The organism is uncultured Vagococcus sp., from assembly GCF_963518325.1.
Classification (GTDB): Bacteria; Bacillota; Bacilli; order Lactobacillales; family Vagococcaceae; genus Vagococcus_D.
In genome coordinates, this window is record NZ_CAUQJB010000018.1 from 17,108 (window position 1) to 40,643 (window position 23,536).

Here is a 23,536-nt window from a genome sequence, read left to right on the forward strand (position 1 = left end):
AAGGACACGAAAAAAATGATTGAGATTATTAATGATACTTATTTTCACTTGAGAAATCATCAAGTGAGTTACTTGTTTTATCTGATGAAAAATAAACAATTAGGCCATCTTTATTATGGTACTTCTTTAGGCGCACTTTCTGAAGATGATTTAGCTTATTTTATGTCGCGTCACAATAAGTCAGCGGGGACCGTTAAGTTTTATGAGGATGATGGTCATTTTACTTTAAGCGATCGTCTCCAAGAATATCCCGTATATGGCTCGACAGATTTTAAAGAAGGCGCAATTGATGTGCTAAAAGGAGAAACACCACTCTATTTAGACCTTCAATATGTTGATTATAAGGTGACAAATGAGAAAATTAGAGACTTATCTTTTCCATCAAGTTATGCTGAAAAAGGAGAATCAGAGACTCTGGCGATTAGGTTGCATGATCACAATCATCAACTGGCAGTAACCCTTAATTACACGATATTTAAGGATTCGCCAGCGATTGTGAGAAGTCAGGAAGTCAAAAACTTAGGCGAAGAGAGTCTGACGATTCAAAAAATGCTAAGTGGTGTCTTGGAAATTCCCAACGCTAATTATGACTTTCTGCACTTGTCAGGGGCTTGGTTAAAAGAGCGTCACTTAAAGCGGCAATCATTGACTCAGGGGACTGTGTCAGTCGGTTCTTTAAAGGGGGCTTCTGGCCATCAACACAATCCGTTTATTGCCTTACAGGAAAAAGGGGGCACTCTGTCAACAGGGAAGGTATATGGCGTTAATTTGATCTATTCAGGTAACTTTATTGGACAGGCTGAACTGGATGAGTGGGATAATTTAAGAGTGATGTCTGGCATTAACCCCAGTCATTTTTCTTGGGAGTTAAAGGCTGAGGCAAGTTTCAAAACACCAGAAGTAGTGTTTGTCTATAGCGCTGAGGGGTTAAATGGCATGGCAGCTAGTTTTTCACAGTTTATTGAGCAGCATATTATTGACCGTCAATGGCTAACAAAGCCAAGGCCGATTGTGTTTAATAATTGGGAGGCCACCTATTTTGATTTTAATCATGATTCGCTAATTGAATTAGCTACGACGGGTAAAGAATTAGGCATGGAATGTTTTGTCTTAGATGATGGCTGGTTTGGCGAACGTCATTCGGATAGAGGCTCATTAGGTGATTGGTACGATGATCGCCAGAAGTTTCCTAAGGGGATTGGTGCGTTTGCTCAGGATATACATAATCTGGGGTTGGCGTTAGGGGTTTGGTTTGAGCCGGAGATGATCTCACCAAACAGCCGTTTGTATCAAAAACATCCAGAATGGGTCGTCCGTCATCCCTATGATCGATATTCAGTTGGTCGGGGACAATACGTCTTAGATTTTGCGAATCCAGAAGTAGTGGAAAGCATCTACCAGCAGATGAAACTCATTATTTTGGAGACGAAGTTGTCTTATATTAAATGGGACATGAATCGAAATATTACCGAAGCGTATTCACACTACCTGAACAGTCGTGGGATTTCTCAAACAGAATTTTTTCATCGTTATATGATGGGTGTCTACCAATTGTACAATAAGATTTTAAGTGATTTTCCACAGATTCTAATTGAGGGATGTGCCGGTGGCGGTGGCCGCTATGATTTGGGCATTCTTTTTTATAGCCCGCAAATTTGGCCCAGTGATGATAGTGACGCAGTGGAACGCTTGAGTATTCAAAGAGGCACATTATTAGCTTATCCCTTGTCGACGTTTAGTAATCATGTCTCTGCCAGTCCTAACCATCAAGTTAAGCGAGTGACGTCACTTGAGATGCGTCAAAATGTGGCTCTGTTTGGGCCGACAGGCTATGAATTAGACTTGAAATGTCTGTCTGAGAGCGAAAAAGAAGCCATCAAAGAACAGATTAAGTTTTACCAAGAACATCGTCAATTATTGACACATGGTAAGTTTCAGCAGTTGATTGAAGGACATGATAATGAAACAGCATGGGGAGTGATAGACTCTAGGCAACAGGAGGGGATTATTGGTTTTTATCGAATTTTAGCAAAACCGAATTCAGCTGTTTTGGAGTATTTGCCGCTGCCCTTTGTATCAGAAACTAAAACCTATCAGATTAATGGTCAGGATCGAGTGAGTGGTCGCTTCTTAAAGCAAGTGGGCCTTAAAAAACCCTATCAATTCAATGGTGCTAATCAGGGGCAAGCTCAGTTAATTGGTGATTTTCAGTCCTTTATCTACCATATTGTGGAAGTTAGTTAATTAGAAAGAGGTGAAAAAAGGTGGTAAGATTTGATCGTGATCAACGTTTTTTACATGGTGGGGATTATAACCCTGATCAGTGGTTAGACTACCCTGACATTATCAAAGAAGATGCAGAGATGATGGCAGTAGCTCGTATTAATACAGTCACACTGGGAATATTCTCTTGGGCGCAGCTTGAACCTCAAGAAGGTGTTTTTCATTTTGACTGGCTGGATGAAGCCATTGAGACAATCTATCAAAAAGGGGGGAATGTTATTTTAGCTACCCCCAGTGGTGGCAGACCCCAATGGTTGAGTGAGGCTTATCCAGAGGTGAATCGAACCGATCAATTCGGACAAAAACACAGTCATGGTTTCCGTCATAATCATTGTTATTCCTCGCCAATTTATCGAGAAAAAGTTCAAGTAATCAATCGTAAACTAGCTGAGCGGTATGGCAATCATCCTGCTTTGTCCATGTGGCATATTTCCAATGAATATTCGGGTGAATGTTTTTGTGATGGGTGTCAAATGAATTGGCGGCAATGGTTAAAAAATAAATATGGGACCTTGGAGGCTATTAATCAAAGTTGGTGGTTGAACTTTTGGGGGAATCGTTATACTGACTGGAGTCAAGTTGTGGCGCCTTCACCATTAGGGGAGCATAAAGTTCATGGCATGGATTTGGATTGGAAACGATTTGTGACGGAGATGACCATTGATTTCTATCTGGCGGAGCTAAGACCTATTAGAGAGCTTACGCCAGATATTCCCGTCACAACCAATTTTATGGCGGAAGGTCACGACAACCATGATTTTATCCCTTTGGAAGGAATTGATTACGGTGAATTTGCTAAACATGTGGACGTGATTAGTTGGGACAGTTACCCTGATTGGCATAATAATTTTGAAACTGTAGCAAGGACCGCCATGAAATCGGCATATGTTCATGATCAATATTGGTCGTTAAAACGGCAGCCTTTTTTAGTGATGGAATCAACTCCAAGTGAGGTTAACTGGCATCAAATTAATAAGTCTAAACGACCTGGCATGCATATGTTAAGCGCCATGCAGCAGTTAGCTCATGGCTCAGACAGTACGTTGTATTTTCAATGGCGGAAGTCTCGAGGGAATTCAGAGAAATTTCATGGAGCAGTTGTCGATCATGATAATTCTATGGAAAATCGGGTGTTTAAAGAAGTTGCTGAATATGGGCGGCGTCTTGAAACGATTGCTGAAATCAAAGGAACCAGCAAAGAGGTTAAGGTCGCGATTATTTTTGATTGGGACAGTAACTGGGCATTAAAACGAGGGGGTGGCTTTGGTCGACCTACGAGACGTTATCCTCAGACCCTTCAAGAGCATTATGCTATCTTTTGGGAGCAGGATATTCCCGTAGATATCGTCACTTCGGAACAGTCATTAGGGCAGTACGACTTAGTGATTGCGCCAATGCTCTATTTAATGACAAAGAAGACTATGATGATGCTTCAAGACTATGTCCGTCAGGGAGGGACACTCGTTTCTAGCTACTTTAGTGGCTTAGTTAATGAAACAGATTTACTTTATCTCGGTGGTTGGCCAAAACCACTTCAAGAACTATTTGGAATTGACTTACTTGAACTTGATACCCTATATGACGATCAGCATAATCAACTTTTGTATCAACATAAATTTTATGAAACAAAAGATTATTCCGGGGTTATAAAAGTTCTCGATAGCCAGATTTTGGGAACCTATGAAACAGACTTTTACGCGGGAACAGCGGCTGTGACGACAAAGAACTACGGGCAGGGGAAGAGTTATTATTTAGCTGCCAGAACGGGAGAAGCGTTTTTAGCAGTATTTTATGAGCCTATCATAAGGAGCTTAAGGTTGGAAAATCAATTGGTGACTCAAGGGAATCCAGAGGTTTCAGTCCAAAGGCGAGTCGGAAAAAATTGCCAGTATCATTTTATGATGAATTTCTCAGAAGAGTGTCAAACCATTGTGATAAGTAGAAAGGTCACAGACATGGAAAGCGGCCAATCCCTCATTGGGAAGCTGTCATTAAAGCCATATGAAGTGAGAATCGTCAAAGAATGAGACGCTCTCTAGATCGGGGGCTTAAAAAAATCAGGCAACAGTAAGTTGGAATACACCAACCTTCTGTTGCCTGATTTTCTATAAAAAACTAACTAAATAACTTTTCCAAAGGACTTCCATTAGTAGAATTATCATAATGCCGATGGAAATAATTGTTGCCAGAGCTTGAGAAAACTGCCGCCGATTGACTGTTTTTCCTTTGATTTCTTTGGGAATGAGAAAGCTCCCTAGTTTGTTGTAAAGTAGGGTTACCAGCAGAATCCCGATTAGCAAATAACTTTCTTTTTGCTGCCACCAAATGGCTCTTGGTTTGCTAGTTATTGACTCAGGGACGAGGGTGTTTTCTAATACGAATTGATTATCCACCAAGGTTTGAGAGATGATGTCTATCAAACGATTCCCAGTGGCAATCGGATTATCGTGGGTAGGTGTCCAAACCATAACGCCCAAGGCCCCGGAATCAATGGTATCTTGGACTTTACTCTTAACCGTTTGTTTACTGTTGAATCGGTAAGACGTACCATCAACTAAAACTTTATCAGAGGTTAAGGCCTTGTCACTGCTGCCAGTCAGTTGAGCATAAGTTTTCACAGAGCCATTGTCAGCTTTTCCGTAAAAAGGAATGCCACTCACTAATTTTCCCATAGACTCACCGCCCATCAGTGTGCTCCAATACCTTAAATTAAGATTTTGTAAGAACAAAGGGGAATGGTGATCACTAGGCGCCACTTCGGCATCGTAAGACATGATGTTTACCCAATCTGCTTCATGGAGGGCTTTAGGTGTGAAATGTTGAGACCAATCCATCAGCTCACGACCGTTGGCTGCCACACCTGTAGGCACACAAATCGAAAGAGCCGTATGCCCATCTAGCGCTTCGGACAAGGTGACAATAAAGGTTTCAAACTGTTGTGAGAACTCGGCGGCAGGGTATTCCCAGTCAATATCGAGAGTGTCCAACTGATACTTTTTAGCCGTTGACACCAATTCTTTCACAAAACGCTGTAAATTCTCAGGACTTGTGGCGCTTTCGAAGGCTTTATCATTGCCCCAACCGCCGATACTGAGACCGACTTTAACATTGTGACCATGACCTTGCTTAACGAAAGCCATTAGGCGGTCAGGACTGCCACTGTCAGAAAAAGCTAATGAGCCATCTGCTTGTGGCAACATATTAAAATAATTAAGGTCACTAAATTTTGTGAAATCAATCGTACTTTCAATTAATTTATAATCGTAGTCGGGGACATAGCCCACTACCTTCATTCCCTTTGGCGATTCATTCCCGCTTGCCAAAAGGGGTGTTGCTAAACTCCCCAAAAAAAGAAACACTAGCATAACTAGTCGTTTCCAGTAAATCTGCTTCCCCATATTATCTCCATTCTGACTTTTTTATTTATACTGCCCTACCCAACGCCATCCCCCCTTATAAATGAGCGTTGTGTAAATCCTCCCCCGGATCTTAGACGGCAAAAAAGGGCCTTCGAGTAAAGTTGAAGGCATCTCGTTTTCTAGTAGTTATCCAATGATTTATTTAGGATTAAATAACAGAAAAAGATTATCTAATCGTGAGTAAAACTACTCGTTATTTTTCTATTAAGGGTTGTTTTTTGATAATCATATCACGATACGCCCCAATTAAGCAACTATAACGGACTTTCCTTTGGATAAGTTCGTGTCAGAAAACTTGCAGATGAATAGACTAAAAAAAACAAGATAGTCTTTATGGATTGCTTGGTGGAAGTCTGATTATAAGCAGACACCCAAAGAGCCCCTTTTGCAAGGGGCAGAAGATAGCATCATTTGGGAGGGAATCTTTGTTACAGGGGCTAATTTTTTGGTAACGACAATTGAAGCCTTTCAATAAAGGTGATAAAAGCGCCGACAGCAAGAGTGGCAATGATTAGTTTTAACATGTTAAGCACCAACTTTTCTAATAGTCTATAGGTAAGGTAAATTAAAGTCTGATTGTTGAGTGAAAAAGATCACTGGTTGTTTTTTGTTGGCACAATGGGGATATAATGTCGTTTCCCTTTAGACGATGACAGAAAAGCAACGGCTAGTGAAAAAGCACATAACGCAATTATTTTTTTGGTTATCATAAATGGAGACTCCTTTTTGTTCGTTGTTTAATTTATTATAACGGAAGAGACTAAGGAATGATATTAGACTAAAGTTGTATATATGTGGAATAGATTTCATTGATTTTGAGAGAGCCAAAGAAGAGGGTGGTAAAAACAGGGAATAAATGAGATACTAATGAGCGAAAACAACTTATTGGAGGTACAAATGACTCTCGTATTTAACCACCCAGAGCTAAAGGATTTAGCAAGGATCATGAAAATTGAGCAAGAGGGCTTTTCACCAGAAGAAGCTGCTACAGAAAAAGCCATGGCTGAGCGTATCGAATTAATTAATGACACCTTTATCGTCGCTCGTAATGAAGAGCAGGTCGTAGGGTACATCGTAGGTCCGGCATATAATAAGCGTTATCTAACCGATGACTTGTATGAAGAACTGACACCAAATGATCAATCCGCTCCCTATCAAACGGTTCTGAGCTTAGCGGTAGCAGTGGATTATCACTATCAGGGACTTGGCAGTGACTTGTTAAGCTGCTTGGCAGAACGGGCGAAGTCTCAGGGACGCAAGGCGATTACGTTGACTTGCTTAGCTGAGTTGGTGCCATTCTATGAAAAAAATGGGTACCAGAATGAGGGCGTTTCAGAGTCGGCACATGCGGGGGAAAGATGGTATAACATGGTTTATTCCCTTGAATGATTCGGAAAGTGCCTTGATTCCAGGTGAAGTCAGAATCCACCTGTTTGAAAAGGTAAAAAAGGAAGGATAAAATAAAAGTTGGGGGATTTTATGCTTTTTTTTAATCGCTGATGTATAAGGTAGTCGCTGATTTTTTGAAAAAAAGTGAACGCTTTAATTAACCTTAATTTTTAATGAGATGGTTGGAAATGGCTATCTGGATATGGTATAGTTAATTTTGTAAGTTAAATGAGTTTAATACAACATTATAGATAAACGGTTGGGCGCAAGCTTTCAAGGTATATTTTTCTAGGGCGAGAAAAATATATGTTGAGTGTACCCTAGGAGGTGTATTCGATAAGAATATACCTCCTTTTTTGATTTTTTATCGAGAAAAACCGACTATATCTATATCGGTTAGTAAACAGCTAGTGCCAAGAACGGGAAGGCAGAGGAGTTAAGTGATCAAAATGGCTGTCATCATAAAAATTGAAATGAGGTGGAAATCATGCAAAAGGTTATTGAAGAACTATCAAAAGCCGAAGGGCAAATCGTGACAGAGCGGGAAACATTAGAACAAGAGTTGAAGGTGCTGGAGTTAAATGGTCAGCAGCAACTTGCTGCAACTAAGGAGGCCTATAAACGAGAATTAGAAGAGGCCGAAAAACAGGCAATATCCAGGATGGAAGAACAAGGTAAAAAATTGGTTGAGAGCAATCAAAGGTACCTGAAGGAGACCTTTAAAGCGATGGAAGACCAAATGAACCAAAAGAAGCCGATCATCGTCGAAGAAATTGTGAAGGAGGTGCAAGACTTATATGGCCATTTCTAAAATGAAAAAAGTGACCATCTTATCCCCTAGAATTAACGAAGAACCTTTAATGAAACTGATGCAGAATATGCAAAATATTGAAATAGTTAGTAGCATCAAGGATTTGACTGAAGAAAGTCGACTACTAAAAGAGATAAGCAGTAACGATTCTGACGTTAGTCGGGAGTATGACGGGCTAGAAAAACAGTTAGGAGTGATCCAAAGTTGTGTCACGTATTTAATGCCTCACATAGCTAAAAAAGAGCAGACGATTAGGACTGAACAGACGATGGCTGAATTTGAAGAAAGGGTTCAGCTTGATCAACTTGAAGAAACTATCGGGCGGGTGAAGGCGATTCATCATCGGGAAATACGTTTAGATGAACAGTTGGAAACATTACGAACCCAAGCGACTTCACTTGAAAAATGGCAGAACTTGACTATGAGGCCACAGGAATTAGGGAATGCCCTGTACACGACAACCACAATGGGTGATTTTTCCGTAGCAGTTAAGGAACCTTTGCTCAGCGCAATTAGGGAGTTACCTGCTGTCAAAGCAGAGGTCATCTATGAAAGTCAGACAAGAGTCTACCTACTTGTGGTCAACGTGAAAAAGGATGACCACTTAGTTAGTGAGTTGCTGAACAATCACAGCTTTAATTGGTTTGATTATCAAGAAGAGGAATCTCCGAGGATCGTCTATCGGGAGACTCAAGCTCAGCTTGTAAAGGTAACTGAAAAGAAAAGGGCGCTAATAGCTGAACTCAAGTTGTTTGAGCAGGAACTGCGATTTTTAATGCAGTCGGAAGAGGTATTGCTTTCTCGAATGGCCCGTTCGGATGCGAAAAAAAAGCTGGGGATTTACAATCAGTTCATCGTGATTCGTGGTTGGATTGAATCAGATGGGGTACCTCTTTTTGATCAGCAGGTGGGACAGATTTCCACGCCTCAGCAGCCAGTAGTAGTGACATACGAAGAAGCGAAAGTAAGCCAAGAGGTGCCGACGGCCTTAAAAAATAATCGGCTAGTTCGTCCTTTTGAAATGATTACCGAAATGTACAGCTTGCCAAAATATGGTGAATTAGATCCAACCCCATTATTGATGCCATTTTACATGGTGTTTTTTGGAATGATGGTGGCAGATGTCGGTTATGGCATGTTAATGCTGATAGTGACGACGGTGGTTAAACGTTTGTCACTTCGGACATCAGCCCAAAATTTTGTTGAACTTTTTCAATTTTTATCCCTACCAGTGATGATCTGGGGGTTGATTTACGGGTCATTCTTTGGCCTGTCACTGCCTTTTCATCTCTTGTCCACGACTAAAGATATGAACACAATTTTGTTGATCTCAGTTATTTTTGGGGTGATTCAGTTGTTTGTTGGTTTATTGGTTAACGGGATTCAATTGGTGAAAAAGCAAGAGTACTTAAAGAGTGTTAGTGAAGCCTTTGCTTGGCAAGGTATCTTGATCTCCGCAATAATGCTTGTCACGGCTAAACTTCTTTTTGCTAATCAATGGCTAACGACCGTTAGTGTGGGAACGTTTATTTTATGTGCGCTCTGCATTATCTTTGTTCCAATGATCTTAAGCCCATCAAAAGGGAAAGGTCTGGCGAAAGGCGTGTATGCTTTTTATGGCATTACCGGCTATATCGGTGACCTGGTCAGTTATACACGGTTGATGGCTTTGGGGATTTCGGGAGGGAGTATTGCCGCTGCCTTTAATATGCTAGTTGGGTTTATGCCACCCCTTGCTCGTTTTAGTATCGGCTTGATCTTAATTGTCTTGCTTCATGGGTTAAATATTTTCTTAAGCCTATTAAGTGCTTATGTTCACGGGGCTCGTTTGCAGTATGTCGAATATTTCGGCAAGTTTTTTCAAGGTGGCGGCAAGAAATTTTCGCCCCTTAAACCAGAAGAGAAATACCTTGATTTTAAAATTAATGATAAAAACTAAGCACACATTCTGAGGAGGATTTATAAATATGTTTAATTATTTAATCGAAAACAATGGTGGGATCATCTTTGCTATTTTAGGAATGGGGTTTGCCACAATTTTTTCCGGCATTGGTTCAGCTAAAGGTGTTGGGATGACCGGGGAAGCGGCGGCTATTTTATCGACGGAGCAGCCTGAAAAATTTGGACAAGCCTTGATTTTACAATTATTACCAGGCACACAAGGGTTGTATGGGTTTGTTATTGCCTTTTTCATTTTAGGCCAAATCAACGCGGATATGACCATGGTTGAGGGGCTTTCATTATTAGGTGCCTCACTGCCGATTGCGTTTACAGGGCTTTTTTCAGGAATGGCTCAAGGTCGTGTGGCGGCGGCAGGTATTCAAATTTTAGCTAAAAAACCAGAGAGCGCCACGCAAGGCATCATTTATTCAGCCATGGTAGAAACTTATGCGATTCTGGGCTTTGTTATTTCGTTAATGCTGATTTTACAAAACTAAAACAGAAAGCAGGAAAATCATGAGTAAAAATTACCAAGAGGAACTTCAACAAATGGTTGACCTCGTTCTGAAAACAGGTCATGAGGACAATCAACTTTATTTTTTACAAAAAAAAGAGGAAATCATAGAGCGGGTAGCAGGGGAGTTAGCTGACTTGGAATTGGTTCACCACAAGGCCAGGCTGAAACTCACTGAAGAGTTGGCAGTTGTGTCTCAGCGTCAATCACAACGAGAGGCCTTGGACACGGCCCAACGTGTGATAGCTAAGAAGCAAGGGTATTTGTCACAACTCTTTGACGAGGCTCGAGGGAACATACAAGCTTGGTCACCGGAGGCATTTAGCCAGATGGTCCAACCAATTTTTAACGATAATTCTCTGACTGGTGTGGTGACTGTTACATTAGGTAGCTATTCTCAAGGGTTTTTAGCGGATAAACAATTAAGTGACTTTGCCAGTGAGCATGGGAATATTGAATACAAATTGTCAGCTGAACTGATTGCTGATGAAGGTGGATTTGTTTTGAGCCAAGGAGGAATTGAGTACAATTTTTTATACAGCAGTCTGCTAGAAGAAGTCAATGAAAAAAGTGAACGAAGGATTGCTAAGTTTTTATTTGAAGAGGTGGGGCAATGAGAGACCTGCTTTACAATCAAATCAATCCAATCGTGCGCATCGAAGAAAGCCGTTTACTTGGTTCAGCTTTGTTTAGCAAGATGTTAGCCAGTCAAAGCTTTATCGAGGTTAAAGCGTTGCTTCAAGGGACGCCTTATGCGGAATTTATTGAAGCGTCTGACTTTGATACAAAATTTGACTATTATTTGCGAAAAGAACAAGCGAGACTGTTAAAAAAAATGTATAACTTGGGACCGGAAAAGGAAGTTATTGAGATATATAGCCTAAGGTATACCTATCATAATGTGAAGTTATTGACGAAAGCAGCCTATTCGAATCAACCGTTGGATCAGTATTTTTTAGATGATGGGGTTTATTCCTTGGCTACCATCAAAAGTGCCATAAAAAATCGAAGGTCCTCGTCTGTCAAAGGCTTATTGATGGAGAGTATAGTCGAGGTTCATGATTATTTAGATAATTACGACAATCTAAGAGCGATCGATTTGATTTATGATCGTTACTATCTAAAACAACAACGGGCAGTAGCCGATCAATTAAACTACCCAGATTTGACAAAGGAAGTCATTGCGTTTATTGATTTAACCAATATTTCAATGGTCGCACGAGGAATTCGGCAGGGGCGTAATGAGAACTTTTTATTAGCGGGGCTATCCAGTTCGGGCTCTTTTTCCAAACGCCATTTGGCCACGTTTGCCTCGAAACCATTAGCCGACTTTATTGATTTTTTAATGGCCAGTGACTATAAAGGGGTGGTTGCGCCGTTGATTGATTCTGAGACTCAAGAAATAAATTTGCAGTTACTAGCCAGGGAACGGGATAATTTTCTAACCAAGTTATACAGTACCGCCCATACGCAAGCTTTTGGTCCATTACCCTTATTGGCTTTACTTAATGCAAAAGATATTGAGATTCGCAATATACAGTTGCTTTTAGTGGGCAAAAAAAATCATTTTTCAGAAGAAGTGATTGGTGAAAGGATGCGTGAACTTGATGGGCTATAAGATAGGCGTTGTTGGTCATAAGGAATCGGTCATGGCCTTTAAATTTGTGGGATTTGACGTGCATTACGTTGAGCAGCCTCAGGAAGCGCGACTCAAAATTGACGAGCTAGCGCAAGCCGATTTTGGGGTAATCTATGTCAGTGACTACCTATTAGTGGAATTAACCGACGTGGTCGCGCGCTATGAAGGCGAAATGACGCCAGCCATTATCAGTATCCCTACCCATGCTGGCAGCAATGGTTATGGGAAACAAAAAATCCAAGAGTATGTTGAAAAAGCCGTGGGGCAGAACATCTTAGAGAAATAAACCTGCCGTGAAAGGGTGAAGTTATTGAAGAATGGAACAATCATCAAGGTATCAGGCCCCTTAGTCCTTGCTAAGGGGATGTCTGATGCGAATATTCAAGATATATGTTATGTGGGACAAAAACAATTAGTAGGTGAAATTATTGAGATGCGTGGCGACGTGGCGTCTATCCAAGTCTACGAAGAAACGTCGGGAGTGGGCCCTGGTGAAGAGGTCTTAACAACTAATGAACCTTTAGTCGTGGAATTAGGTCCAGGGATTATGTCTCAGATGTTTGACGGAATTCAGCGTCCCTTAGAAACGTTCCGAAAGGTAACGGATAGTAGTTATTTAACAAGGGGAATCCATATCCCGCCTCTAGACCGTGATAAAAAGTGGCATTTTCAGCCACTTGTAAAGGTTGGGGATCAGCTGATAGGTGGGGATATTATTGGTGTTGTGGCTGAGACGCCGACGATTAATCATCGAATTATGGTTCCTTTTAAACGGGGAGGCACGGTCACGGCTATTTATGAAGGGGAATTTACTATTGAAGCGGTCATTTGTGTTCTGGAAACAGCAACAGGGGGAGAGGAACTAACGATGCTTCAAAAATGGCCGGTTAGGCAGGCCCGGCCAATTGCTCAGAAAGTCTCACCAACCGATCCGCTAATTACGGGGCAGCGGGTGATTGATACCTTTTTCCCTGTGGCAAAAGGTGGTGCGGCGGCTGTTCCTGGACCCTTTGGCGCAGGCAAAACGGTTGTCCAACATCAAATCGCCAAGTGGAGCGATGTGGACGTGGTAGTCTACGTTGGTTGTGGTGAGCGTGGGAATGAGATGACAGATGTGATTAATGAGTTCCCCGAATTAATTGACCCGAATACAGGCGAATCCCTAATGGCCCGGACGGTATTGATTGCCAATACCTCAAATATGCCAGTTGCCGCTCGGGAAGCATCAATCTATACTGGGATTACGATTGCTGAGTATTTTAGAGACATGGGCTACTCCGTTGCTATAATGGCGGATTCCACTTCTCGCTGGGCAGAAGCTTTGCGGGAAATGAGCGGTCGTTTAGAAGAGATGCCGGGAGATGAAGGTTATCCCGCCTATCTAGGCAGTCGGTTGGCTGAGTATTACGAGCGAGCGGGTAAGGCGATTGTGTTGGGCACTGACAGACGGGAAGGTAGTATTACGGCGATCGGTGCCGTTTCACCACCTGGAGGAGACACCTCGGAACCGGTGACTCAGAATACGTTGAGGATTGTCAAAGTCTTTTGGGGGTTGGATTCGATTTTAGCACAAAAGCGTCACTTTCCCTCGATTAACTGGCTGTCATCTTATTCCTTATATCTTGAAGAGATGGGGAAGAAGGTGGATGAGTTGTTGCAAGAGAACTGGTCAGCCTTAGTTAGTGAGGCCATGGGCTTGCTTCAAGAAGAATCAGAGTTAGAAGAGATTGTGCGATTAGTGGGAATTGACACCTTATCTGATAAAGATAAGTTGACCTTGGACATCGCCAAATCGATTCGTGAAGATTACTTACAACAAAATGCATTTGATGACGTGGATACCTTTACCTCCAGAATCAAACAGTTTAAGATGCTGGAGATCATCTTGACCATGAGAACAGCAGGAGCTCGCGCCTTGGAACTGGGAGCCTACTATCAGGAGTTAATGACTGGTACGAAAAGTGTTCGGGATCGAATTGCCCGGATGAAGTATACCCCAGAAAATGAGCTGGAGACCTTGGATAAATTAAAGGTCAAGTTAATCGAAGTCATTCAACAGATACTAGAGGAAGGCGGGAGTCAAAATGCGTAAAGAATACCGAACAATCAATGAAGCAGTTGGCCCCTTGATGCTAGTGGAAAAAATCAGAGACGTTAAATTTGATGAGTTAGTAGAAGTGCGTCTGCAAAATGGTCAAATCAGACGAGGTCAAGTGCTGGAAATTTCAGAAGAAACGGCGTTAGTTCAATTGTTTGAAGGAACGAGTGGCATTAACATCCGTGACTCAAAAGTTCGCTTTTTAGGTCATTCCTTAAATTTAGGTGTGTCTGAAGGGATGCTAGGCCGTGTCTTCGATGGATTAGGGAATCCTAAAGATGGTGGCGGAAAGGTTCTGGCAGAAGCTAATTATGATGTGAATGGTGAGGCGATTAATCCAATGTCGCGGGATTACCCGGATGAATTTATTCAAACAGGGATTTCGGCCATCGATCATTTAAACACCTTAGTCCGAGGACAAAAATTACCCATATTTTCTGGCTCTGGTTTGCCTCATAAAGAGCTTGCGGCTCAAATTGCCAGACAGGCAGCCGTTTTAAACAGCGACGAAAAATTTGCTGTGGTCTTTGCAGCGATCGGAATTACCTTCGAAGAAGCAGAATTTTTTATGGAAGATTTCAAGAAAACTGGTGCGATGGATCGTTCGGTCATGTTTGTTAATCTGGCAAATGATCCAGCGATTGAACGGATTGCAACGCCTAAAATGGCTCTAACGACGGCTGAATATTTGGCATATGAGAAAGGGATGCATGTCTTGGTCATTATGACGGACATGACTAACTACTGTGAGGCCTTGCGGGAAGTGTCTGCGGCCAGACGGGAAGTGCCAGGACGAAGAGGTTATCCCGGTTATTTATATACCAACCTGGCAACCCTGTATGAGCGCGCTGGTCGGATTAAAGGAATCGAAGGGTCGGTGACTCAAATCCCAATTTTAACCATGCCGGAAGACGATAAAACTCATCCTATTCCTGATTTGACAGGGTATATTACTGAGGGGCAAATTATTTTATCTCGCGATTTATTTAAAAGTGGTGTTCAGCCTCCTATTGATGTATTGCCCTCTTTATCTCGTTTGAAAGATAAAGGGACTGGAGCGGGGAAAACGCGGCATGATCATGCGGCGACTATGAACCAACTGTTTGCGGCCTATGCTCAAGGGAAACAAGCAAAAGAACTAGCCGTTGTTTTAGGTGAGTCAGCCTTGTCAGTGGAAGATCGGATTTACGCCAAGTTTGCAGAGCGTTTTGAAATGGAGTATATCAATCAGGGATTTACAACTAATCGTGGGATTGAAGATACGTTGAACCTCTCCTGGGAGCTTTTGAAAATGTTGCCGCGAACTGAGCTGAAGCGGATTAAAGATGAGATGTTAGACGAGTTTTTGCCTGAAAGGAAGTGAGTAAATGGTTCGTTTGACTGTCAACCCAACTCGGATGGAGTTAACCAAATTGACTAATCGTTTAGGAACTGCCACACGAGGCCATAAATTATTAAAAGATAAACAGGATGAGCTAATGCGCCGCTTTATTATCTTGGCTAAGGCAGCCAATCAATTACGGGATGAAGTCGAAGCTGATCTGATCAGAACGATGCGAGCGGTAGTTTTGGCTAATGCAACCATTCACGAAGCCTTTATTGAAGAGCTGTTTGCGATTCCAGCCGACAGGGTTTCTTTAGACATTATGTCAACGAATGTGTTAAGTGTGGAGCTGCCACAGATGAGCTTTGCTTATGATCAAGACTTGGTGACGAATAACTTAAACTATGGCTACTTAAATTCCAATGAAGAGTTGGATGAGGCCATAGATAGCTTGCTACGCTTACGTCCCAATCTATTGAAACTAACGGAACAAGAAAAATCCTGTCAGCTTATGGCGGATGAAATCGAAAAGACTCGTCGACGTGTGAACGCTCTGGAATCACTGACTATTCCACAATTAGAAGAAACGATTACGTTTATTAAGATGAAATTAGAAGAGAACGAGCGGTCCAATATTATCCGTTTAATCAAAGTTAAGAGTATGAACAAGTAGGAGGCGAACCGTGAAGAAAAGAAATGAGCGCATCACAAACCAAGTGTATGAATACCGAGTGCTTGAGCGTCTGTCCCAAAATGAATTAGCGGAACGTATTGGTGTTAGTCGTCAAACAATCTTTTTAATCGAAAAAGGTGAAGGCAATCCTTCTTTACTTCTAGCTTTCCGAATTGCTACTTATTTTGGTAAAGGGATTGATGACATATTTACTTATTATGAATAACCCTCTAGCCGCTAATGCTAATCAAGCAGAGTTGACACCATAAGCTTTCGTGTCAGCTCTGTTTTTTTGTTGAGAGGAGGTGAGGTCTTGAATGGAGTCGCTTTCTCCGATTGATCGGTTTATAATTAAGGGATCTAAAATGAAAAGAGGGACTTATGAAAAAAGTACTAGTGTTGGGGGTGTTTTTATTAAGCGCTTGTAGCGAAACCAATCTTAATGACAAGTTGATGACAACATCGGTCAGCCAGTCAAAAGAGTTAGAGGTAGAAATCAGTGTGTCAGAAAATAATCATGAGTTTATGAAAAAGACGATTGAAAAAGTTCATGGGTTAGTAGCGGAAGATGAGACCGTGTTGCCTTTGAATCAGGTGATAATCGATGAGTCTAAGTCTGAAATCTTTTGTGGTAACACAACTGCATTCGAGATTTTTGTTATGACGGAAGGTGTTTATAATGCTGTTTTAACAAAAGAAGCTAATGGAGGGCTATCGGTACAGTTGTCCTTTAACCAACAAGGACAACTGATTGCCGTTTATATGACTACGTCAGAGAAAGAGCAGGTTGTAGCCTTGTTGGAAGTCTTAGAATTTCCTCTGTTCGCAGAGCTAAAGCTGTCAAGTATCGGCGAAGAAGGCGTCTTTGCTCGGTATAAAAAGGACAAGACTTACGTTAATTATCAGGGAGTTAGCGTTGATGAAGATGGAATGGGGCAATCCTGTAGTTACAGTTTAAGTTATTATGCTAATGTTGAAATGAAAAGCGAGTATCAGCTTTCCGAAGAATTTTTGATGGAGAAGCTAGAGGATTATCAGGGCTTATAGTTAGTTCATCAGAAAATGGAGGATGGGAACCCCATCCTCCTAAAAGCTAATCATAAACCTACAAGTTATTGTTTGACCACTGGAATCCACATTTCACCTGTCACCATGCCGTCACGGGTACCTGTTTCAACAGAGGTATTTGGACCACCAACATAAGCCACGTCCGTTACTTCTCCTAAAACTTGACCAAAGGCCATACCTGTTAGGTTGTTGCTTAATTCTTCAGAGTTATTGCCTTCACCTTCAATTACTAAATACTGACCTTTCGGGAACTGGATCATCCGAGTTGCCTCAGGTAGGGTGTCATTAGCCATAACCCCTACATAGTACATCATTTTGTTATTGACCGCTTCGTTAACGATAAAAAAATCATCGTTTAGAGCCACTGTTTTTAATTTCTCAATGGTCCCATCTGTTTGAGCTTGAGCTAAAAAAGCAGATTTTTCTTTTGCAATTCCCATATAATCAGTGTAATCGCTTTTTAATTCAACACCAAAACCTAAAACCGTAAATCCTTCTTTTTCTTCCAATGTATAAGTTGCCATTGTTATTCCTCTTTTCTCTGATTTGTTTCAAATGGTTTCTTTCGTCATCTGATAAGTATATAATAACCTTAAATCATGTCAAAAAATGACACTGTTTAGGAGCGGACCATGAAAAAAGTCGAACGAATCAACACAATAATGCGTTATATTAATAATCGAGCACAGTTTACCATTTCTGATATTATGGCAGAATTTGATATTTCCCGCTCAACGGCGATCCGAGATGTTAATGAAATTGAAAGCATGGGCATGCCACTTGTTTCAGAGGTTGGCAGAAGTGGTGGCTATTTTGTGATGAATAATTCATTTCTGCCAGCGATTCGCTTTACGGATAATGAAGTTAAGGCTCTTTTCATTGCGTTTATGGCAACAAGAAACCAACAACTGCCCTATTTGACTAGTCGTCAGTCCTTAGCTGAGAAGTTGATCGGCTTGATTCCCCAAAATCAGCAAGATCAGCTAGTGATCTTAAATCAGTTATTGTTATTTGAAGGAACCAATCCTCATAATCCGGATTTGCTTGAGTTATCGGATTTACCTCACCCGATGTTAGACAAACTGATTCAACGGGTATTGATCGATCGTTACCTCCTCATTGATATCCGCGATCGAGGGGAACTGATCTCTTTGCCCATTTATTTGATTCATCTATATAAAGAAAAAAGCGTTTGGTATGTGGAAGGCGTGGATTTAAGCCAAACTGGCAAGCAAAAAATTTCGGTGGATAATATTGAAAACGTGGCGGGCTATCAACCGCAAAAAAGATTGAGTGCTAAAAAGATTCAAGAAATTAGCAAGGTGACCGAAGTTAATCTGATACTTGAGTTAAACATGAGAGCTATTTTGCAATTTAAGAAATACAGTCCCTATGGCTTAACCCTTTCTTATTTAGATCCTTTTCAAACCAAGGCCTTATTAAAAACGTATGTGGCGATTAAGGAGGAGAGCTTGGTGGAGATGGCTAATTGGTTGTTATTTCTGGGAGAGGATTTGATCATTAAACAAGTACCAGAAGAACTTGCCGATATACTTAGTCGCAGACAAACCAGCTGGTAACTGGTGTGAATAAAAAAAGGTCCTAGTCAAACGAATCAATCAGTCGTTGACTAGGACTTAAGTTTGTAGCGGTAGTGGTTTGGCAATGAAATAGGGCTTATTTTTTGCCAGCTCGGCGACTTCTGCTGCGTTCATTGCTTCTTTTGACGACTTTCGTTGCGGCAACAGTTGAAAGAACACCACCACCAAGTGCTTTATCTGTTACTTTTTTTGCCGTTTTATACTTAAGGGCTGATTTTAGTAGACTCATGACTGGTCACCTCTTTCTATAGGCAAAGTATATCATGAACTGGTCAAACTAAGTGGTTATAAGGGTTCGTAAAGGTGTGTTTAACTGATTGACGTCTAATGAATTTGTTTTTTTACAGTCCTTCTCCCTTGAGATGAATGACCCCCTAAGGCCGCAATGGCTTTTTAGATTGTAAGGAACAAGTTCTTACCCCATCAGCCATTAGTATAGGTGGACGGGGGATTTTACTCGTTAATTCAGATAGTTGAGTTACTCAGTGAGATTTTCATGGGTTACCTCGTAGTATAGGGGATAGTTATCAATGATCGTTGCTATGTTAATGGATCTGTGATGAAGGGCAACGGTTGCGTTTCAGAAGGCAATCGTTTCTAGGAGTAACTGCCACGGTCTTGTTACAATAAAAATAGAAATCCAAATGCCGGTAAAATAATGGCATCCGTTAAATATGTAACTGAGGTGCCTATTTAAAATAATAGGTCTTAAAATTGTTAGTTTTTACTTTTTAGGAGTCGATTGTACAATCTGGGTATAAAAAATACATGATATGGGAGCATAATGATGAATTTTTTTTATTTTATTTTCGTTATTTATTAGAGGGGATTCTCTTGTATTAAAGAGACTTAAATAGGTTGATAGAGTCGATTAGTGCGTTAAGGTACGTTAAAAAAAGGTAACAAGCATAATGCTGTCTCTTATTTTTTAACCTGTTATATAATATGTTATATCATCGTTTTAAATTGGAACTCAAAAGAGGGGAAGAAGAACAATGACTATGGCAAAACAGGATGGATTTAAGACACTTGTAGATTATTTATCTTTATTAGGGATTAATTCGTATGCTGGCGTAACGGGTGGGGGAGTTGTTCACTACATGAAATACCTAGCACCTTACAAGGCTGAAGAGCAGACGACTTCCTTGTTTACGATTAGTGAATATCCGGCAGGGTTTATTCCTTTGGGGCATTATCTTGCGACGGGCAATGTTTCTGCAGCTATTGCAACGACGGGGGCGGCGACTAAGTTAGTTTCCTGTGGCCTTAGTGATGCCAAGCTCCATAATATTCCGTCTGTCTATGTTTTTCCAGTCTCGACAATTCTTCACACGGAAGACAGTGCGTTACAGGATTCTTCTATTTATGGGAGCAACATTGTTCAGCAATTATTGGCCGAGTTTCCCCAGCATGTGTTTCTTTTGGATAATCCATTTACCTTTGCGAAACAATTGGAATTGGCAAGACAGGGGTTAATATCTCGTAAACCGGTTATTTTCTTATTGGATAACGAAAAAATGGCTTTACCAGTTGAGCATTTGCCAGAGCATGTCACTTACCAGCCCTTAGATAAAACCTCAGAAATTGCTGATTTTACTAAGTTGTTGAAAGAGAAAGTGACAGGCAGACGAGTCTTATTACTAGTAGGGGAAGAAGGTATGTACGAACCTAATATTAGACAGTTGACGACAGCGGTGAGTCAGGTCTTAAAGGCAGCTGTCGTATGGAGCATGAACGGCGGCAACTGTGTTGAAGGAGCGAATCCTTATGGGTATGGTTATATATCTTTTGGTGGAAATGATAAAGCTTTGGACATCTGGGACTCGGTTACTGAAGAGGACGTGGTACTGTGTATCGGAGTGACACCAGACGAATACACAACTGATTTAAAGAAAATCCCTGCGGGAGATGTTTTTTTTATAACGGAAATTGAAAATGCTTATGGACAAATAAGAGGAAGTTATCAACATAGTGTTCAACATGGATTACATCAGATTAATGGACCGATTAGTGAGGTTTTGGAAGGGATAGTGGCGGAAAGGTTTTCTACCAAAGCCTGTCCTCTTGCCCCAGTTGACCTCAATAATCGGGAGTTAAGAGCTCCTCAAACAGGTTATGCGGATATGGCAGAAGTTTATAACCGGTTATATCATTGGTGGCAACCTAACAGTCTGGTTATTAGCGATGTTTGCCTGGCCTATAAAGATTATCAGTATGTCACCCAGAGGCCCAATGATTTAATCACGTATTTCTCTTTTTACCGTGGTTCTGCTATGGGTGGTGCTTATGGTGTAGCGGTGGGGGCGAAGTTGGCGGCACCTGATAAGCGTGTTTACTTATTTAGTGGGGATGGTTGTTTCAGACTTTACGGTGGCAGTTTAAACGAAGCAAAGGATTTGGGGATTGTATTGTTCTTACTGGATAATCATACTTATTCGATCGTTGCTCAAGGACTCCCTGTGATTTTACCAACGGTTGAGCCAGAAAGATTCCACGATACTTTAAGCAGTATGGATTATGCGAAAATGGCAGAAGCATCTGGCTGGCTAAGTTATTCATTGTCGGCAGATTTAACGAATTTTGAAGACATCTTATTGGAAATAGAGCAAAATAAAAACAAGTCGATTTTAGTCAGGGTGCCGGTAGATCCGGAACAGATCTTAGGTCAGAATCCACGAGTGCGTAATTTATAGAAAGAAGGGTCATGATGAATGAAGAAGATTATAACCTGCTTCGCTTAGTCAATCGCTCTTATGAACAGTGGACAGGCCAACCATTGCCAGTGCCTGACAGGATGGCAAATCAGCGGTTTCGTTGGTTGGATGAAGCGTCTCCTTATGCTTTATTGGTTCAAAGTACGGAAGAAGAACCACTGTTTATTTATGCCAATCAACAAGCACAACGTATTTTTGGTTACAGCTTAGCGGAATTTTTGAAAACTCCTGCCAGTAAAAGTGCCCCTCTGGAGAATCTGGAGGGGCGGCGTCAGATGTTACAGGAAGTCGCCAAAAAAGGTATATTTGAGGGGTATCAGGGGACCAGAATTGATAAACAAGGAAACTTATTTAAGATAACTAATGGCAGTATCTGGAAAGTGATGAACTCATCAGATGAAGTTGTCGGAACTGCCGCAATGGTTTGGCAGGATTCGACAAGTCTGGGATAAGGTGAGGCTGTTTTGAAAAAATAAGGAGTTGCTGGGACTATTCTTTCAGCCACTCCTTTTCCTGTTAAGGTGTTTATCTTAAACTAAATTTGATACACTAACCATATAAGTGAAAGTCAGCATTGATCGTGTCGGAGATATTAAGTGAAGAAAGGGATTCGTATGATGAAGAAAATAGAATCTGTGTCTCATGAGATAGTCGATTTGTTATGCCTAACCACTTCTAGAAATCGAGTGGAAAAGGAGTTGGAAAAGTATCTAAATCAGGCTGTAAGAGGGCTGTACCTCAATTATCAGGGCCATGAATTAGTAGGGGGGATTGGAATTGAGAAACAACAAGGAGACATTGTCATAGCTCACATTGGGGTATTGGAACCCTATCGTCATCAAAAAATAGGCTCGTCCATGATTGATTATGTGGTAAAAAAATACCGTCCGGCTGTCGTATCGGCTGAAACAGATGCTGAAGGGGTTGGGTTTTATCAACGTTACGGTTTTGAAATACAGAGCTTAGGTGAAAAATACCCAGGTGTTGAACGTTTTAACTGCGTGTTGGATGTGGCTCTTAAATCAGGATTAAACGAGCAAGTGTATAGTTAGTTGGAAGGTTCACAGATAGGGAAACCAACGAAAAGAGTCAACCTAATTTTCAGTTAGGTTGACTCTTTTCGTTATCGGCCAGCACTTGATGAATCACCTTGACGGCTTCTAAATAACGTGAGGGATCCTTGTCTTGCCATTCTTCAATGGTAATAAGGGCTTTCCAGAGTGCCCAGCCTTTAGCGCGTTGCCAAACATCCATTGGAAAATCCAAAGTTTCTTTGAAGAGTTGTTGACTTTGGCCGCTGAAAAAGGTCCAAGCCATCACTAAGTCACAACTAGGGTCACCTGTTCCAAGTATGCCAAAATCAATTACCGCTGATAAGCGTCCTTTTCTGACAAGCAGATTTGTGGGAGTGACATCCCCATGTACCCAGACCTCTGGTAAGGGCCATTTCGATGCTAAGGCTTGTTGCCAGAGGGCTGCTAATTGGTGACGATTGGCTTGTAGGTTTAGGGTCTGATTTGCTAATACGCGAGCCACTTCATGGTCATAGGTGGCCAGGTTTCCGCCGCGGTAATAGTTATGTAAACCGGCAGTTGGTCCAGCGTGGCAGTCTATCTTTTGTAGTTCCATCAAAAAGTTGGCTAAGTCTTTGGCAAATTGAGACAGATCATTAATTGGCCCTTCGTCAGCAGTCTTGCCTGGTAGCCAGTGACAGATGGACCAGCTATAGGGATAATCAAATTCGGCTTTGCCAACAGCGACTTGCCTTGTAATAGGCAAACTCAGATGCTGTTGTAAGTAAGGCAGCCAACGCTGCTCTTTGTTGACTTGTGCCGCATAACCTTCTGCGCTAGGTAAGCGAATGGATAAGTGGTCGCCCAGATGGAAGGTTCGATTGTCGTGACCACTTTTAGCAACTGGCTTAATGGGAAGCTGGGCATATTCTGGAAATTGGCTGTTAATTAGTTGCCTAACCAGATGCGTGTTTAGTTTCATAGGGGCCTCCTTTAATTTTTAAGGTTAGTATATCACAAAAAGTCCCTCTTTAAGTTTGTTTGGTTGA

At 41.4% G+C, this 23,536-nt stretch carries 22 protein-coding genes and 1 other annotated feature; of the genes, 18 read left to right on the plus strand and 4 right to left on the minus strand.

Going from position 1 to position 23,536, the window contains the following annotated elements; genetic code table 11:
• Positions 1-15: 15 nt before the first annotated feature.
• Both RWN13_RS14285 and RWN13_RS14290 read left to right on the plus strand, forming a co-directional pair.
• Positions 16-2,244 carry an alpha-galactosidase gene (locus RWN13_RS14285; protein ID WP_314064958.1) on the plus strand — a complete coding sequence of 743 codons (2,229 nt, stop codon included), beginning with the start codon at positions 16-18 and terminating at the stop codon, positions 2,242-2,244.
• 20 nt (positions 2,245-2,264) lie between these two features.
• On the plus strand, positions 2,265-4,310 hold the full coding sequence (locus RWN13_RS14290; protein ID WP_314064961.1) for a beta-galactosidase: 2,046 nt from the start codon (positions 2,265-2,267) through the stop codon (positions 4,308-4,310).
• A 78-nt stretch (positions 4,311-4,388) separates the two neighbouring features.
• Here the strand turns inward: RWN13_RS14290 and RWN13_RS14295 are convergent, their stop codons facing one another.
• Positions 4,389-5,681 (minus strand): glycoside hydrolase family 18 protein, encoded by a 1,293-nt coding sequence (locus RWN13_RS14295; RefSeq protein ID WP_314064963.1) that lies wholly within the window; start codon positions 5,679-5,681, stop codon positions 4,389-4,391.
• 918 nt (positions 5,682-6,599) lie between these two features.
• On the opposite strand from RWN13_RS14295, the gene RWN13_RS14300 reads away from it, so the two are divergent.
• The 12 genes from RWN13_RS14300 to RWN13_RS14355 all read left to right on the plus strand — a co-directional run bounded on the left by RWN13_RS14300 (position 6,600) and on the right by RWN13_RS14355 (position 17,138).
• Complete coding sequence (locus RWN13_RS14300) at positions 6,600-7,091, plus strand: GNAT family N-acetyltransferase (RefSeq protein ID WP_314064965.1); 492 nt, start codon at positions 6,600-6,602, stop codon at positions 7,089-7,091.
• A gap of 257 nt (positions 7,092-7,348) precedes the next feature.
• Positions 7,349-7,394: a sequence feature (sodium ion sensor (DUF1646 type); this cis-regulatory element may regulate processes involved in with the transportation of sodium ions), on the plus strand.
• 184 nt (positions 7,395-7,578) lie between these two features.
• Positions 7,579-7,902: a hypothetical protein gene (locus tag RWN13_RS14305; RefSeq protein ID WP_314064968.1), complete on the plus strand. Its 324-nt coding sequence runs from the start codon at positions 7,579-7,581 to the stop codon at positions 7,900-7,902.
• Positions 7,889-9,841 carry a V-type ATP synthase subunit I gene (locus tag RWN13_RS14310; protein ID WP_314064969.1) on the plus strand — a complete coding sequence of 651 codons (1,953 nt, stop codon included), beginning with the start codon at positions 7,889-7,891 and terminating at the stop codon, positions 9,839-9,841. The genes RWN13_RS14305 and RWN13_RS14310 overlap by 14 nt, the downstream gene beginning before the upstream one ends.
• Before the next feature lie 28 nt (positions 9,842-9,869).
• Complete coding sequence (locus tag RWN13_RS14315; RefSeq protein WP_314064970.1) at positions 9,870-10,340, plus strand: V-type ATP synthase subunit K; 471 nt, start codon at positions 9,870-9,872, stop codon at positions 10,338-10,340.
• Positions 10,341-10,359: 19 nt separating this feature from the next.
• Complete coding sequence (locus tag RWN13_RS14320; protein ID WP_314064973.1) at positions 10,360-10,974, plus strand: hypothetical protein; 615 nt, start codon at positions 10,360-10,362, stop codon at positions 10,972-10,974.
• A complete protein-coding gene (locus RWN13_RS14325) occupies positions 10,971-11,975 on the plus strand; it encodes a V-type ATPase subunit (protein WP_314064976.1) in 1,005 nt (334 codons plus the stop codon). The genes RWN13_RS14320 and RWN13_RS14325 overlap by 4 nt, the downstream gene beginning before the upstream one ends.
• Positions 11,965-12,282: a V-type ATP synthase subunit F gene (locus tag RWN13_RS14330; protein ID WP_314064978.1), complete on the plus strand. Its 318-nt coding sequence runs from the start codon at positions 11,965-11,967 to the stop codon at positions 12,280-12,282. The genes RWN13_RS14325 and RWN13_RS14330 overlap by 11 nt, the downstream gene beginning before the upstream one ends.
• Before the next feature lie 24 nt (positions 12,283-12,306).
• A complete protein-coding gene (locus RWN13_RS14335) occupies positions 12,307-14,088 on the plus strand; it encodes a V-type ATP synthase subunit A (protein ID WP_314064980.1) in 1,782 nt (593 codons plus the stop codon).
• Positions 14,081-15,457 (plus strand): V-type ATP synthase subunit B, encoded by a 1,377-nt coding sequence (locus RWN13_RS14340; protein WP_314064983.1) that lies wholly within the window; start codon positions 14,081-14,083, stop codon positions 15,455-15,457. Before RWN13_RS14335 ends, RWN13_RS14340 begins: the two co-directional genes overlap by 8 nt.
• A gap of 4 nt (positions 15,458-15,461) precedes the next feature.
• The gene (locus RWN13_RS14345; protein ID WP_314064986.1) at positions 15,462-16,091 is read left to right on the plus strand and encodes a V-type ATP synthase subunit D; all 630 of its coding nucleotides are present in this window, start codon (positions 15,462-15,464) and stop codon (positions 16,089-16,091) included.
• A gap of 10 nt (positions 16,092-16,101) precedes the next feature.
• On the plus strand, positions 16,102-16,317 hold the full coding sequence (locus RWN13_RS14350; protein WP_314064987.1) for a helix-turn-helix transcriptional regulator: 216 nt from the start codon (positions 16,102-16,104) through the stop codon (positions 16,315-16,317).
• Positions 16,318-16,472: 155 nt separating this feature from the next.
• Positions 16,473-17,138 carry a hypothetical protein gene (locus RWN13_RS14355; RefSeq protein WP_314064988.1) on the plus strand — a complete coding sequence of 222 codons (666 nt, stop codon included), beginning with the start codon at positions 16,473-16,475 and terminating at the stop codon, positions 17,136-17,138.
• A 65-nt stretch (positions 17,139-17,203) separates the two neighbouring features.
• Here the strand turns inward: RWN13_RS14355 and RWN13_RS14360 are convergent, their stop codons facing one another.
• Positions 17,204-17,683 (minus strand): GyrI-like domain-containing protein, encoded by a 480-nt coding sequence (locus RWN13_RS14360; protein WP_314064990.1) that lies wholly within the window; start codon positions 17,681-17,683, stop codon positions 17,204-17,206.
• Positions 17,684-17,791: 108 nt separating this feature from the next.
• Between RWN13_RS14360 and RWN13_RS14365 the strand changes: the two genes are divergently transcribed.
• On the plus strand, positions 17,792-18,739 hold the full coding sequence (locus tag RWN13_RS14365; protein WP_314064994.1) for an HTH domain-containing protein: 948 nt from the start codon (positions 17,792-17,794) through the stop codon (positions 18,737-18,739).
• 97 nt (positions 18,740-18,836) lie between these two features.
• Here RWN13_RS14365 and RWN13_RS14370 read toward each other — a convergent pair whose 3' ends face one another.
• Positions 18,837-18,989 carry a hypothetical protein gene (locus RWN13_RS14370; protein ID WP_314064996.1) on the minus strand — a complete coding sequence of 51 codons (153 nt, stop codon included), beginning with the start codon at positions 18,987-18,989 and terminating at the stop codon, positions 18,837-18,839.
• Between the two features lie 766 nt (positions 18,990-19,755).
• Here RWN13_RS14370 and RWN13_RS14375 point away from each other — a divergent pair.
• The 3 genes from RWN13_RS14375 (at position 19,756) to RWN13_RS14385 (ending at position 22,526) form a co-directional block, all read left to right on the plus strand.
• Entirely contained in the window at positions 19,756-21,453 is a 1,698-nt protein-coding gene (locus tag RWN13_RS14375) for a thiamine pyrophosphate-dependent enzyme (RefSeq protein ID WP_314064998.1), read from the plus strand.
• Positions 21,454-21,464: 11 nt separating this feature from the next.
• Positions 21,465-21,926, plus strand: coding sequence for an MEKHLA domain-containing protein (locus RWN13_RS14380; RefSeq protein ID WP_314065000.1), 462 nt, complete (start codon positions 21,465-21,467; stop codon positions 21,924-21,926).
• Positions 21,927-22,070: 144 nt separating this feature from the next.
• Positions 22,071-22,526, plus strand: a complete 456-nt coding sequence (locus RWN13_RS14385) for a GNAT family N-acetyltransferase (protein WP_314065002.1) — start codon at positions 22,071-22,073, stop codon at positions 22,524-22,526.
• A 49-nt stretch (positions 22,527-22,575) separates the two neighbouring features.
• Here RWN13_RS14385 and RWN13_RS14390 read toward each other — a convergent pair whose 3' ends face one another.
• Positions 22,576-23,469, minus strand: a complete 894-nt coding sequence (locus tag RWN13_RS14390; protein WP_314065004.1) for an aminoglycoside phosphotransferase family protein — start codon at positions 23,467-23,469, stop codon at positions 22,576-22,578.
• Between the last annotated feature and the right edge of the window lie 67 nt (positions 23,470-23,536).